10 protein-coding genes are annotated in these 12,975 nt (G+C 72.7%); 7 read left to right on the top strand and 3 right to left on the bottom strand.

Annotation, left to right across the window (positions count from 1 at the left end):
- Positions 1-64 precede the first annotated feature (64 nt).
- The gene (locus tag ACFO6S_RS01340; RefSeq protein WP_378413397.1) at positions 65-1,423 is read right to left on the bottom strand and encodes an alpha/beta-hydrolase family protein; all 1,359 of its coding nucleotides are present in this window, start codon (positions 1,421-1,423) and stop codon (positions 65-67) included.
- Positions 1,424-2,332: 909 nt separating this feature from the next.
- Here ACFO6S_RS01340 and ACFO6S_RS01335 point away from each other — a divergent pair.
- The 6 genes from ACFO6S_RS01335 (at position 2,333) to ACFO6S_RS01310 (ending at position 8,946) form a co-directional block, all read left to right on the top strand.
- The gene (locus tag ACFO6S_RS01335) at positions 2,333-3,526 is read left to right on the top strand and encodes a sensor histidine kinase (protein WP_378414047.1); all 1,194 of its coding nucleotides are present in this window, start codon (positions 2,333-2,335) and stop codon (positions 3,524-3,526) included.
- A gap of 9 nt (positions 3,527-3,535) precedes the next feature.
- Positions 3,536-4,198, top strand: a complete 663-nt coding sequence (locus tag ACFO6S_RS01330) for a response regulator (protein ID WP_378413395.1) — start codon at positions 3,536-3,538, stop codon at positions 4,196-4,198.
- An 89-nt stretch (positions 4,199-4,287) separates the two neighbouring features.
- Complete coding sequence (locus ACFO6S_RS01325) at positions 4,288-5,319, top strand: 6-phosphofructokinase (protein ID WP_378413393.1); 1,032 nt, start codon at positions 4,288-4,290, stop codon at positions 5,317-5,319.
- Positions 5,320-5,461: 142 nt separating this feature from the next.
- Positions 5,462-6,109: a TetR/AcrR family transcriptional regulator gene (locus ACFO6S_RS01320; protein ID WP_378413391.1), complete on the top strand. Its 648-nt coding sequence runs from the start codon at positions 5,462-5,464 to the stop codon at positions 6,107-6,109.
- Positions 6,110-6,119: 10 nt separating this feature from the next.
- Positions 6,120-7,640 carry an Asp-tRNA(Asn)/Glu-tRNA(Gln) amidotransferase subunit GatB gene (gatB, locus tag ACFO6S_RS01315; protein ID WP_378413389.1) on the top strand — a complete coding sequence of 507 codons (1,521 nt, stop codon included), beginning with the start codon at positions 6,120-6,122 and terminating at the stop codon, positions 7,638-7,640.
- Positions 7,641-7,731: 91 nt separating this feature from the next.
- A complete protein-coding gene (locus ACFO6S_RS01310; RefSeq protein ID WP_378413387.1) occupies positions 7,732-8,946 on the top strand; it encodes a cation:proton antiporter in 1,215 nt (404 codons plus the stop codon).
- 64 nt (positions 8,947-9,010) lie between these two features.
- Here the strand turns inward: ACFO6S_RS01310 and ACFO6S_RS01305 are convergent, their stop codons facing one another.
- Complete coding sequence (locus ACFO6S_RS01305) at positions 9,011-10,150, bottom strand: PQQ-dependent sugar dehydrogenase (RefSeq protein ID WP_378413386.1); 1,140 nt, start codon at positions 10,148-10,150, stop codon at positions 9,011-9,013.
- A gap of 88 nt (positions 10,151-10,238) precedes the next feature.
- Here ACFO6S_RS01305 and ACFO6S_RS01300 point away from each other — a divergent pair, with 88 nt between their 5' ends.
- Positions 10,239-11,132, top strand: coding sequence for a DoxX family protein (locus ACFO6S_RS01300; RefSeq protein ID WP_378413385.1), 894 nt, complete (start codon positions 10,239-10,241; stop codon positions 11,130-11,132).
- A gap of 58 nt (positions 11,133-11,190) precedes the next feature.
- Here the strand turns inward: ACFO6S_RS01300 and ACFO6S_RS01295 are convergent, their stop codons facing one another.
- Positions 11,191-12,696, bottom strand: a complete 1,506-nt coding sequence (locus ACFO6S_RS01295; RefSeq protein WP_378413383.1) for an amino acid permease — start codon at positions 12,694-12,696, stop codon at positions 11,191-11,193.
- Positions 12,697-12,975 lie beyond the last annotated feature (279 nt).

The raw sequence follows: 12,975 nt of genomic DNA, 5'->3' as shown, positions 1-12,975 counted from the left end.
CACAGTCTGGAGAGCCGGTGTGTCGTCGGCATTGCAGCAGGCGTCGGGTCGCGTTGCGCTCTGCTCAACCTCGCGATGCGGGCGCGGTGAGGGTCCCACCGGTCGGGGGAGCCGCGCAGTCGGGCAGTGCGGTGCCCTGGTCGGCGCCGTACCGGTGCCCGTGTCCGGGGGCGGCGTCGAGGGCGGTGAGCAGGTCGACGGTGGTCGCGACGAAGCCTGCCACCGGCAGCCACGGCGGCACCGGGGCGTCCGCCCGCACCCGTGGCAGGTCGGGCGGGCGCACCAGCAGGGCTGGCGACCACGACACCACGGGGTCCGACGCGTTGGCCAGCACCACCGCGCCGTCGGTGTTCACGGCCCCGGCGGGCGGGCCGGCGTAGAGGGCGCCGCAGGACCGGGCCCGCAGGTCGTCGCCGTCGCGGAAGATCGCGCTCGCGCCCACCGCCCCGAGGCTCTGGCCGTACACGTAGAGCTTCGGGCGGTCGCCGACCGGCAGCTGCCCGATCCGCGCGGACACCGCGTCGAACAGTGCCCGCGCCGACAGTTCGGCGTCCCGCCTGCCGAACAGGAACGTCAGCGCGCTCGGGGCCTTCGAGTACTGCACGCCGACCGTCGCGACGTCGCCGCCGAAGCGCCGCTCGAAACCGGCGACGGCGCCGCCGTCGATCCAGCCGGACCCCGTCGGCACCGCGACCACCACGGCGGCTCGGCGCAGGCCCCCGGCGCGTTCGAGCTCCCGCACCGCCAGGGCCACCCGGGCGTCGAGTCCGGCGGCCGCGTCGAGACCGACGTAGGCGCGTACCGCGCCCGGTGCGGCCCGGCCGGCCACGAACTTTCGGCCGTTGGCGCCGAGCGTTTGCCACCCGCTGAGCGAGTCCGCGCTGCCCGACAGAGCGGTCGAGACCGGTTGCAGCAGAGCGTCGTCCACGGCCGCGTTGGCCGCCGTGAACGAGCGGTCCAGCGCGCCCGCGGCCGCCGGGACCAGCCACGTCACCGTCGCCAGCGTGAGGGTCAGCGCCACCGCGGCGACGCGCAGCCGACCGAGCCGCCGGCACACCGCCGCCGCGGCGGCCGCCGTCAGGGCCGTGGCCAGGGTCAGCGCGCCCGCCCCGGAGCACACCTCGAGCCAGTAGCCCGGACCGATCGCAGGCCGGTCCATCGCCGCGCGCAGCGCGCCCTGCCAGCGGTCGGCGCCGATCAGTGCGGCGGCCGACGCCGCCGTGCCGACCGCCGCCGCGGGCAGCCGCCCACGGCCGTCGTCGCCGGCGCCCCGCCACGGTCGGTGGCGCCAGGCCGCGGCCACCGCCCACCCCAGCGCGGCCAGCAGCCCGGTCGCCACCGCCTGCACGGTCGCCGACCGCGGCAGCAACGACGGCGCCAGGGACAGCACCACCGCGGCACCGACGCACAGGCTGGTCGCCACGGACGGCAGCGCCGGCGCCCGGACGAGATCCCAACCGCGGGAACGGTGGTCGAGGACGGCGCGCACGGCGTCACCGCCGCCGCGCCGAGTCGCCGGGTCCGCCGGCCCGCCGCCACCACGCCGCCGAGCACCGCGAGCCCGCCACCCGCGGCCAGCAGGTAGCCGGTGACCGGCTCCGGACGCGGCGCCACGTAGCCCTGGCGCCACGAGTTCGACGTCACCGCGGTGGTCGCGACGTTGGCCATCACCAGGCACGACCTCCGAGCGGTCTCGTCGGTCCGCGTCGCGCAGGACTCGTGCATCCGCCGGTCCAGCTGGGCGTCAAGGCTTCTGCGTGCCCACGGTCCGAGCTGGGCGCCCGCGCCGTCCGCGTAGCGCAGCAGGTCGTAGCCCAGGTCGTGGGCCTGGCAGGCGGCGTCGAACTCGACGGGCAACGGGACCGGGGAGGAGCAGTTCCCGTTGGGGTTCACCAGCATCGAGCCGACCGCCACCGGTCGGTAGCCTGCCGCCGCCGCGAAGCCGGCCGGGATCGCGGCCACGGCCGCGTCGGGTGCCTGCGTCGTCACCGCGAGCACGGCCCGCGCGGCCGCAGAGTCCTCGCGGGTGGAGTCCGCGTTGGCGGTGAGGGGGACGCCGGAGATCAGGGTCGAGACGGCCGCCGCCGCCAGCACTGTCCAGGTGGTTTTCCGCATGCCGAGAACGCTAGAAATCGGCCGTACGCTGCCACATCACCCCGTGGCGCGGTTCTCAGGCTCCCGCCCCGGGACGATCGGCGGCCCCGTCTCGTACCGCGGAGCCAGGCCGATCTCACTCCGTGGGGTGAGGACTTCCGGGGCCGGGCTTCCTAGGGTTCTGGGCGTGGGCAAGAAAAAGGACAGGAAGGGCGGCGACGCCGAGGCGTCGCGGCAGCTGGCGGGCCGGGCTCGGCTGGGCGGGCTCGACCCGAGCCAGTGGCTGGACGCACTCGTCGCGGCAGTCGGCCTCGTGCTGTTCGCGATCGCCTGGCCGACGCTGCAGGTGACCCATCACGTGCCGGCGGGCGTGCAGCCGGTGATCGGTGGTCTGGCCGCGCTGCCGTTCCTGCTGATCCGGGCGAATCCGGCTCTCGGGTGGGCAATCTCGGCGGGTTCCGCGCTGGTGATCCCGATCGTGTTCGAACCGGTCCCGGACTACGGCTTCCCGTGGCAGGTGGTGCACGTGATGGTGCTGACGGCCCTGCTGGTGGCGGTGAGCATGCGGTCGCCGGTGCCGGTGGTGGCCGTGGCGTGGGTGTCCACGGTGCTGTTGTTCCTGGCGCACGCCCCCGGCCAGGACGGCCGGGGCTGGGCGGTCGGGCTCACCGGGTTGGTGGTGTTCGGGCTGCTGATCCGCTGGCTGGTGCTCTCGCGGCGCGAACTGGCGCGGCAGGAGGAGGCCAACGAGGTCGAACGGGCCCGCCGGGCCGTCCTGGAGGAGAAGGCCCGGATCGCCAGGGACCTGCACGACGTGGTCGCGCACCACATGTCGCTGGTGGTGGTGCAGGCGCAGAGCGCGCCGTACCGGATCGAGGGGGTCTCGCCGGAGGCGCGCGCGGAGTTCGAGTCGATCGGCGCCACCGCGCGCGAGGCGCTCAACGAGATCCGCGGCATGCTCGGGGTGCTGCGCAGCGACGGCCAACTCGCCGAGCACGCGCCGGTGCCCGGCGTCCACCGCATCGGCGAGCTGGTCGAGGGCAGCAGGCGGGCGGGCATCGTCGTCACCGTCGACGACGGCGGCCTGCCCGCGAGGATGCCGGACTCCGTCTCCCTGGCGCTCTACCGGATCCTGCAGGAGTCGCTGTCGAACGCGGCCCGGCACGCGCCTGGCGCCGAGGTCCGCGTCACCCTGGGGTGCGACGGCGACCTGGCCGTGCTCGACGTGCGCAACGACCGGGCCGCGAGTTCCGATGGTGCCTCGGCGCATTCGACCGGGGGGCACGGAATCGCCGGGATGCGGGAGCGGGCCCTCTCCGTCGGCGGCATCGTCAGCGCGGGAGTCGACGCGGACGGCGGGTTCGCGGTCCGGGCGAGGATCCCGACCGCCCCCGTGGTGGCTCCGTCGGGCGGACCCGTCCTGCCGACATAGGCTGGCCGGGTGGCAATCACGGTGTTCATTGCGGACGACCAGGCGATGGTGCGGCAGGGTTTCGGCGCCCTGCTCGCCGCGCAACCCGACCTCACCGTCGTCGGTGACGCACCGGACGGGAAGGTCGCCGTCGAGGAGGTGCTGCGGCTGCGGCCCGACGTGGTGCTGATGGACGTGCGGATGCCGGAGATGAACGGGCTCGAGGCCGCGGAGCGGATCCTGTCGGCGCGGCTCGACCCGCCGGTCCGGGTGCTGATGCTCACCACCTTCGACATCGACGACTACGTCTACCAGGCGCTGCGGGCGGGGGCGAGCGGCTTCATGCTCAAGGACGCGCCCGCCGAGGAGCTGGTGCGGGCGGTCCGGGTGGTGGCCGCGGGCGAGGCGCTGCTCGCGCCGACCGTCACCCGGCGGCTGATCGCCGACGTCACCAGCAGGCGCGCCGCCCCGCGCCCCGAGCCGGCGAAGCTGGCCGCGCTGACCCCGCGCGAGCGCGAGGTCCTCGAGCTGATCGCGCGCGGGCTGTCCAACGGCGAGATCGCCGAGTCGCTGTTCGTGGCCGAGCAGACCGTCAAGACCCACGTCGGCAAGGTGCTCGGCAAGCTGCACCTGCGGGATCGGGCCCAGGCGGTGGTGCTGGCGTACGAGAGCGGACTGGTCACGCCCGGTTGACGACGCGTCCCGGGATGCCCGAGCGCCGCGGCGCGGGCAGTATGGCGGTGGAGGGACATCCACGCGCACCCGGGGAACGGGGACCGAAGATGACGACGATCGGCATTCTCACCAGCGGCGGCGACTGCCCGGGCCTCAACGCGGTGATCCGCGGGGCCGTCCTCAAGGGCGCCACCGTGCACGGGCAGGAGTTCGTCGGGTTCCTCGACGGCTGGCGCGGGCTGGTCGAGGGCGACGCGATCCCGCTGGACCGTCCGCGGGTCCGCGGTCTCTCGCACGAGGGCGGCACCATCCTCGGGACCAGCCGGTTCGGTCCGTTCCAGGGGCCGGACGGGGGAGCGGCGAACATCGCCCGGACCCTCGACCGACTCGGTGTCGACGCGGTGATCGCGATCGGCGGCGAGGGCACCGCGGCCGCGTCCCAGCTCCTGTTCGAGGAGGGCATCCGCATCGTCGGGGTGCCGAAGACCATCGACAACGACCTCGACCAGACCGACTACACCTTCGGCTTCGACACCGCCGTCGAGATCGCCACCGAGGCGATCGACCGGCTGCGCACCACCGGGAACTCGCACAAGCGCTGCATGGTCCTCGAGGTGATGGGCCGCAACGCCGGGTGGATCGCGCTGCACTCGGGAACGGCCGGCGGCGCGCACGCCATCCTGATCCCCGAGCATCCCGAGTCCATCGAGCAGATCTGCGAGTGGGTGACCAGCGTCCGGGACCGCGGCCGGTCCCCGATGGTCGTGGTCGCGGAGGGCTTCACCCTGCCCGGCATGGCCCGCGCCCACTCGACCAAGGGGCTCGACGGGTTCGACCGGCCGCGGCTCGGGGGGATCGCCGAGCTGCTCGCCCCGATGATCCAGGAGCGCACCGGCATCGAGACGCGGGCGACGGTGCTCGGTCACATCCAGCGCGGCGGCGTGCCGACTGCCTTCGACCGGGTGCTGGCCACCCGGCTCGGGATGGCCTCGACCGACCTGGTGGCCGAGGAACGGTGGGGGCACATGGTGGCGCTGCACGGCACCGAGATCGTCCAGGTCGGGTTCGACGAGGCACTGGTCGACCACAAGACCGTCCCCGAGCATCGCTACCAGGAGATGCGCATCATCTTCGGCTGAGGGCCGATCCGCGCACATCGCCGGTGCGGCCGCTGGGGCCATCGGCACGCAATTTGGGAAACGGGTGTAAAGCGACAACCGTAGCCCTAAAGGCTGTCCAGCCGCAACCCGGGCCGGAGGCGGCGATGGATATGGTGGCGGTGTGACCTCGACGAGGAAGACCCGGCGTACCCCCTCGCGCCGCGGGGCCGGCGATTCGTTGCGAACCGACATCCTGGCCGCGGCCGCGGAGATGCTCGGCGAGACCGGCGACGTCGACGCGGTCTCGCTGCGCGGTGTCGCGCGGCGGGTGGGCGTCACACCGACCTCGATCTATCTGCACTTCGCGGACCGCGACGAGCTGCGCCGGGCCGTCAAGCAGCTGCACTTCGAGGAGTTCGCCGGGGCGCTGGCCTGCGCCGCGGAGGCCGCCGACACCGACCCCGCCGCCCGGTTGCGGGCGATGGGCCACGCCTACGTCACCTACGCGCTCGACCACGGCGGTCACTACCGGGTGCTGTTCGACGCCAACCTCGCCGGGGCCGACGGGGAGCGGCTGGCGGACGAGAATGCGCGGCGGTCGTTGCGGCTGTTCACCGCCGAGGTGGGCGGCTACCTCGGCCTGCCTGCGACCGCGCCGGAGACGATGATGCTCGGGATGCAGCTGTGGAGCGCGACCCACGGCATGGTGGTGCTGCGCCTGGGGCGGACCCGTCGACCGCCGGCCGGAACGTCCCCGGACCGGTGGCCGGACGCGCACGATCAGATCGACAACCTGGCCGACCTCCTGCTGCCGAGACGCGACGCATAAACTTGTCGCCATGACTGCTGCCGGCCAGTTGGCGACCACGACAGAACTTCTCGACTACGACGAGGTGCTCGCTCGATTCGAGCCGGTCATGGGCATGGAGGTGCACGTCGAACTGCACACCGCGACCAAGATGTTCTGCGGCTGCCCGACCACCTTCGGTGCCGAGCCGAACACCCAGGTGTGCCCGGTGTGCCTGGGCCTGCCCGGCTCGATGCCGGTCGTCAACGAGGCCGCGGTCGAGTCCGCGATCCGGATCGGCCTGGCGCTGAACTGCTCGATCACCCCGTGGGGCCGCTTCGCGCGGAAGAACTACTTCTACCCGGACCAGCCGAAGAACTACCAGATCTCGCAGTACGACGAGCCGATCGCCACCGAGGGCTACCTCGACGTCGTCCTCGACGACGGCACCACCTGGCGGGTCGAGATCGAGCGCGCGCACATGGAGGAGGACACCGGGAAGTCGCTGCACGTCGGCGGCGCCACCGGCCGGATCCACGGCGCCAGCCACTCGCTGCTCGACTACAACCGCGCCGGCGTGCCGCTGGTCGAGATCGTCACCAAGACCATCTCCGGCGCCGGGGCCCGCGCACCCGAGGTGGCCCGCGCCTACGTGACCGCGCTGCGTGACCTGCTCAAGGCGCTCGACGTCTCCGACGTCCGGATGGACCAGGGCTCGATGCGCTGCGACGCCAACATCTCGCTGATGCCGATCGGCGCCACCGAGCTCGGCACCCGCACCGAGACCAAGAACGTGAACTCGCTCAAGTCCGTCGAGGTGGCGGTGCACTACGAGATGCGTCGCCAGGGCGCGGTGCTCAGCGCGGGCGGCGAGGTCATCCAGGAGACCCGGCACTTCCAGGAGGCCGACGGCACCACCTCCGCCGGCCGTCGCAAGGAGACCGCCGAGGACTACCGCTACTTCCCGGAGCCCGACCTCGAGCCGGTCGCCCCGAGCGCGGAGTGGGTCGAGGAGCTGCGCGGCACGCTGCCCGAGCTGCCGTGGATCCGTCGGGCCCGCATCCAGGCGGACTGGGGTCTGTCGGACGAGGAGATGCGCGACCTGGTGAACTCCGGCGCGCTGGAACTGGTCATCGCCACCACCGAGGCAGGCGCCCCCGCGGACGCGGCCCGGTCCTGGTGGGTCGCCTACCTCTCGCAGCAGGCGAACACCCGAGGCGTCGAGCTGGCCGAGCTGCCGATCACCCCGGCCCAGTTGGCCCGGGTCATCGCGCTGGTCGCCGACGGCACCCTGGCGAACAAGCAGGCCCGGCAGGCCGTCGACGGCGTGCTCGCCGGCGAGGGTGAGCCGGACGAGGTCGTCGCCACGCGCGAGCTCGCCGTGATGCGTGACGACTCGGCGCTGCAGGCCGCGGTCGACGCCGCGCTCGCCGCGAACCCGGACATCGCCGAGAAGATCCGCGCAGGCAAGGTCGCCGCGGCAGGCAAGATCGTCGGCGACGTGATGAAGGCCACCCGCGGCCAGGCCGACCCGGCTCAGGTCAAGGACATGGTGATCGCGGCCTGCTCCTAGGCCCAGCCCGCAGGGGATCTGACCGAAGGCCCGCGCCGACACGGCGCGGGCCTTCGCGCGCAACGGGCGATCCGCACCGCAGAATCAGCGGATGCCCTCGGTCAGCGCCTCACTGTTCTGGATAACCCTGTGCGCGGTCCTCGCGCCGCTGCTGGCGGGGCTGGTACCGCGCAAGCTGGTGCCCGAGGTGGTGCTGCTGCTGATCGCGGGCGTCGTCGTCGGTCCCCACGTCCTCGACCTCGCCGTCGTGGGCAGCGAGATCGACCTGCTCCGCGAGCTCGGTCTCGGCATGCTGTTCCTGCTCGCCGGCTACGAGATCAACACCAGCGAGCTGACCGGTCGTGGCGGGCGGCGGGCGCTCGTCACCTGGCTGTCCTGCCTGGTGCTGGCCTTCGTGGTGGTCGGGCTGCTCGGCCTGACCGGTGCGATCGACGCCGAGATCGCGGTGGCCATCGCCCTGACCTCCACCGCACTCGGCACCCTGCTGCCGATCCTCAAGGACAGCGGCATGCTCGGCACCCGCCTGGGCCGAACCGTGCTCAACCACGGCGCCTTCGGCGAGCTCGGCCCGGTGGTCGCGATGGCGATCCTGCTGAGCTCACGGGGCGCGGGCGCATCGCTGGTCGTGCTGGCGGCGTTCGCGGCGGCTGCGGTCGCAGTCGCGTTCATCCCGGCGGGCCTGCGCCGCGAGGGCTCGAAACTGGCCTCGATCATCCGGCTCGGCTCCGAGACCACGGCGCAGACGACCGTGCGGCTGACGATGCTGCTGCTGGTCACCCTGATCGCGGTCGCGACCATCTTCGACCTCGACATCATCCTCGGCGCCTTCGCCGCAGGCTTCATCCTGCGCCGCGCGCGGCCTGCGGGGGACGAGAAGCTGGAGGCGAAGCTGGACGGACTGGCCTTCGGCCTGCTCATCCCGATCTTCTTCGTCACCTCGGGCATGGCGATCGACGTCAAGGCCGTGGCGGCGGCGCCGGGCATCCTGCTCGCGTTCCTGGTGCTGATCCTGCTGGTGCGCGGGCTGCCGGTGTTCTTCGCCGAACGCTTCGACCGGGGACCGGACCAGAAGGACCCGCCGCCGACCGTGCGCGAGCGGGGTCAGGTGGCGTTGTACGCAGCGACCGGGCTGCCGCTGATCGTCGCGGTGACAGAGGTCGCCGTCAACGCCGGTCAGATGACCGAGTCCAACGCCTCGATCCTGGTCGCGGCGGGCGCGATCACCGTGCTGGTGCTGCCGTTGACGGCGTCCCTGCTCGCCCCGAAACCGATGTCGACGACCCCGCCGGTCGAGCGGGTGGTCTAGCCGAGCGTGCAGTTCTCGGCACGCGCCCTCGGGCGGTGCACCCGGAAGTCACACTCGACCCGCGCTAGTCGAAGCCGCCGCCGCCCGCCGGGACGTCGATCCGGACGACCCGGTCGTCGGTGGGTCCGGACGGGCCGTCGGTCTTGTTCTCGGTGGACACCCAGATCTGGTTGTTGGCGCCTTGGGCGGCGCCGCGCAGTCGGCCGTACCGGTCCTGGGAGAGCATTGCCGGGGCCGCGGTCACCGCGCCGGTGTCGGCGTCGAGGGTCAGCACCGCGAGCGCCTTGCCCCCGCTCAGCGACACCGCGACTGCGGACCCGGCGGCCGTGCAGCCCGCGACCGCGGGACGGTCCGGCCAGGTCCACACCGGTACGCCGGCGGCGGCCCCGGCGGTGGGGACCCGCTGCAGCCGGTCCTCGAGGGTGGTCCGGTCGGTGACCCACACGGTGTCGCCGTGCGGGCTGGTGCAGACGTCGCCGGCGGTGCCGATGCCGGCGAGCGCCACCGTCGGGAACGGCTGTCCGCCTGCCGGGTTCGGGGTGAGTGCGGTGACCCGGAGCAGCTTGCCTGCGAGCGATCCGGGATCGGTTGCCGCCGCGGGGTTTCCGGCGTCACCGGTGAGCACCAGCAACTCGCCCGGGGACGAGAACTCGAGGGCGCCGGAGTTGCCCGACTGGCCGCGGGGGATGCCGGTCAGCACGTCCTTGGGTGTGTCGCCGGGTGCGATCCGCACCACTCGGTTGTCGGAGGCCGTGGTGACGTAGGCGTAGAGCAGGTTGTCCTCGCCGTAGGTGGGGGACAGGGCCACGTCGAGCAGGCCGCCGTCGGTGGAGCCGTCGACGTCGACCTGCGCCACCTGGACCGGGGGCTGGCCGGGGGCGACGCGCAGGATCCGGCCGGTGCGGCGTTCGGTGACCAGCGCGGACTCCCCGCCGGGCAGCATGGTCAGCGAACCGGTGGTGTCGAGGCAGGTCGCCAGCACGGCGGGATCGGCGTCCTGGCACGGCGCGAGGGGCTCGGGGGAGGTGCTCGGGGCGGGGCTGGGGGCGGGTGGTCCCGGCCGGGCGGGGGCGCCGTTGTCGCCGGGCGCGAAGGTCGGCACCGGGGTGAACGGGCTGGACGCGGTGTCGTCGAACCGGGCGCAGCCGGCGACGGCCAGTCCGACCAGCGCCAGCGTCGCCGTCCGGCGCAGTGAGACTCCCATGCCCCGAAGGTACGTCAATCCCGGGCCGGTTCGGCGCGCCGACCCTCAGCGGCGCCGCAGCCGAGTCCGCGCGTTCTACCCTGTCACCGTGACACCTGATCCCCGCGACGTCTCCAGTCCGTTCGACCATCCGACGGAGTGGATCCCGACGACGGACGACGATCTGGGTCTGCTTCCCACGGAACAGATCCCCACCTACGGTGGCCCCGCGCTGCCGGCCCGCGATTTCTCCTCGCCGACCCGCGTCACCGAGGTGCTGCCGACCCTGGACTCCTTCGACGGCGCGGATTCCTACGACGGCGCAGCCTCTTTCGCCAACACGGGCGAGTTCGACACGGATTCGTTCGACGGGGTGGGCAACTTCGAACTCGGGGATCCGATCGAGGTGCAGCCCCAGGTCGTCGCCCCGTCGCCCGCGCGTCTGGTCACGACGGCGGACACCGCGACGCCTGCCGTGGTCAGTGCGCCGCGCGGGACCCTCGACCTGGGACTGCTGGTGCTGCGGGTGGCCGTCGGTGCGCTCGCGCTCGGGCACGGCCTGCAGAAGTTGTTCGGCTGGTGGGGCGGGCCCGGCCTGGACGGCTTCGAGACCGTCCTTGTCGACGCCGGCTTCGACTACGCCAGGCCGCTCGCCATCCTCGGCGCCGTCGCGGAGGTGGCCGGCGGCGCCTTCCTGATCGTCGGGCTGCTGACCCCGCTGGCCGCCGCCTCGGTGCTGGTGGTGCTGATCAACGCCTGGTGCGTGCGTCAGGTCGCCGAGCCCGGCCTGCAGTTCTTCGCGCCCGCGGGTGTCGAGTACGAGACGCTGCTGGCGGCCGCGCTGGTCGCGGTGATCCTCTGCGGCCCCGGCCGCATCTCGCTCGACAGCACCCGGCGCTGGGCCACCCGCCCGCGCACCGGTTCCGCGCTGGCGCTGGTCCTCGGCATCGGCGTCGGGGTGGCGGTGTGGGTCTACCTCGACGGTGCCAACCCGCTGATCTGACCGGGGCCGGGGCCGGGGCCGGGGAGCGGGGTCAGACGGGCAGGCTTTCCCGCTCGGACTACAGTGCCGGCTCGACCGGGGCGCCCAGGCGTCGGCCGAGGACCGACTTGCGGTACCCGTAGGCGAAGTAGACGGCGACGCCGAGCGCCATCCAGACGACGAACCGGATCCAGGTCTCCACCGACAGGTTGAGCATCAGCCACAGGCACGCCAGCACCGCGACGATCGGGACCACCGGCATCAGCGGGACCCGGAAGCCGCGCGGGAGGTCCGGTCGGGTGCGGCGCAGCACCATCACCCCGACGCAGACCAGGACGAAGGCGAACAGGGTGCCGATGTTCACCATCTCCTCGAGGGTGCCCATCGGGAAGAAACCGGCCAGCAGGGCGACGACGCCGCCGACGACGAGGGTGATCCGCACCGGCGTGCCCTTCTTGCCCGTCCTCGCCAGGCCCCGGGGCATCAGGCCGTCCCGCGACATCGCGAACAGCACCCGGGTCTGGCCGAGCATCATCACCATCACGACCGTGGTCAGGCCGGCCAGTCCGCCGAAGTTGATCACCCACTGCGCCCAGGTGATGCCGTGCGCCTCGAAGGCGGTGGCGAGGGTCGCGCTGCTGTCGCCGACGAGCGGGCTGCCGGTGCGCAGGTCGGTGTACTTGACCATCCCGGTCAGTACCAGGGTGACGCCGACGTAGAGCACGGTGACGATGGCGAGGGAACCGAGAATGCCTCGTGGCAGGGCCTTCTGCGGGTTCTTGGTCTCCTCCGCGGTGGTGGCCACGACGTCGATTCCGATGAACGCGAAGAACACCATGCTGGCGGCCGCGAGTAGGCCGTACCAGCCGTAGGTGCTGCCGTCGGCGCCGGTGAAGAACGAGAACAGTGTCTGGTGCACGCCGCTGGCGGTGTCGGCGGTGTCCTCGGCAGGCGGGACGTACGGCGAGTAGTTCTCCTTCTTGACGTAGAACGCGCCGACCACGATGACGAGCAGGACCACGACGATCTTGACGGCGGTGATGACTGCCGACACCCGTGAGGACACCTTGGTGCCCACGGCGAGGACGAGCGTGATCACCCCGATGATCACCAGGGCGCCCCAGTCGAAGGCGATCGGTCCGAGGTGCGCGGTCGTGGACCCGGCGGCGCCGAGGACGTTGCCGAGGTACAGGGACCAGCCCTTCGCGACCACCGCCGAGGCCAGAGCGAACTCGAGGATCAGGTCCCAGCCGATGATCCAGGCGACGAACTCGCCGAAGGTTGCGTAGGAGAAGGTGTAGGCGCTGCCGGCCACCGGCACGGCGGACGCGAACTCGGCGTAGCACAGCGCGGCCAGCCCGCACGCCGCGGCGGCCAGCACGAAGGCCAGCGAGATCGACGGTCCGGCCAGGTTGCCCGCGGTGCGCGCGGTCAGCGTGAAGATCCCCGCCCCGACGACCACGGCGACGCCGAAGACCGTCAGGTCCCAGGCGGTGAGGTCGCGCCGAAGGCGGGTGCCGGGCTCGTCCGTGTCCGCTATCGACTGTTCGACTGACTTCGTGCGCCAGATGCCTGCTCCGGGCATGGGTGGACTCCTTGCTGTGCAGCCTGCGGCCTCGTGGGCCGGGATATGGGCGGTGTCACCGAAGGCGCTCGTAGTGGACTGTGATCCAGGTCTCAGTGGCGAGGTGAAGGGAATCATCCGGGGGTCCGCGGCGGCAATACCCGGCGGCCAAGTTGAGCAGCGTGCTCATCTCCGCGAGTCTTCCCGTGGCCGAGCTGCGCTCCGTGCGCAGCCGGATCGGGGCTTGTGCGGCGTGGGGCACGGCGGGGTTGACAACCGTGTGACGTGGCTTACAGTTTC

Origin of the sequence: Rhodococcus kronopolitis, assembly GCF_042654025.1 — a bacterium.
In the GTDB taxonomy this organism is placed as follows: Bacteria; Actinomycetota; Actinomycetes; order Mycobacteriales; family Mycobacteriaceae; genus Rhodococcus_G; species Rhodococcus_G kronopolitis.
This window is presented reverse-complemented; position numbering and strand designations above follow the sequence as displayed.

Coding starts and splice junctions, on each gene's coding strand:
- ACFO6S_RS01325 (WP_378413393.1), top strand. CDS start 4,288: ATGACGACGATCGGCATTCTCACCAGCGGCGGCGACTGCCCGGGCCTC.
- gatB (WP_378413389.1), top strand. CDS start 6,120: ATGACTGCTGCCGGCCAGTTGGCGACCACGACAGAACTTCTCGACTAC.
- ACFO6S_RS01310 (WP_378413387.1), top strand. CDS start 7,732: ATGCCCTCGGTCAGCGCCTCACTGTTCTGGATAACCCTGTGCGCGGTC.
- ACFO6S_RS01305 (WP_378413386.1), bottom strand. CDS start 10,150: ATGGGAGTCTCACTGCGCCGGACGGCGACGCTGGCGCTGGTCGGACTG.
- ACFO6S_RS01295 (WP_378413383.1), bottom strand. CDS start 12,696: ATGCCCGGAGCAGGCATCTGGCGCACGAAGTCAGTCGAACAGTCGATA.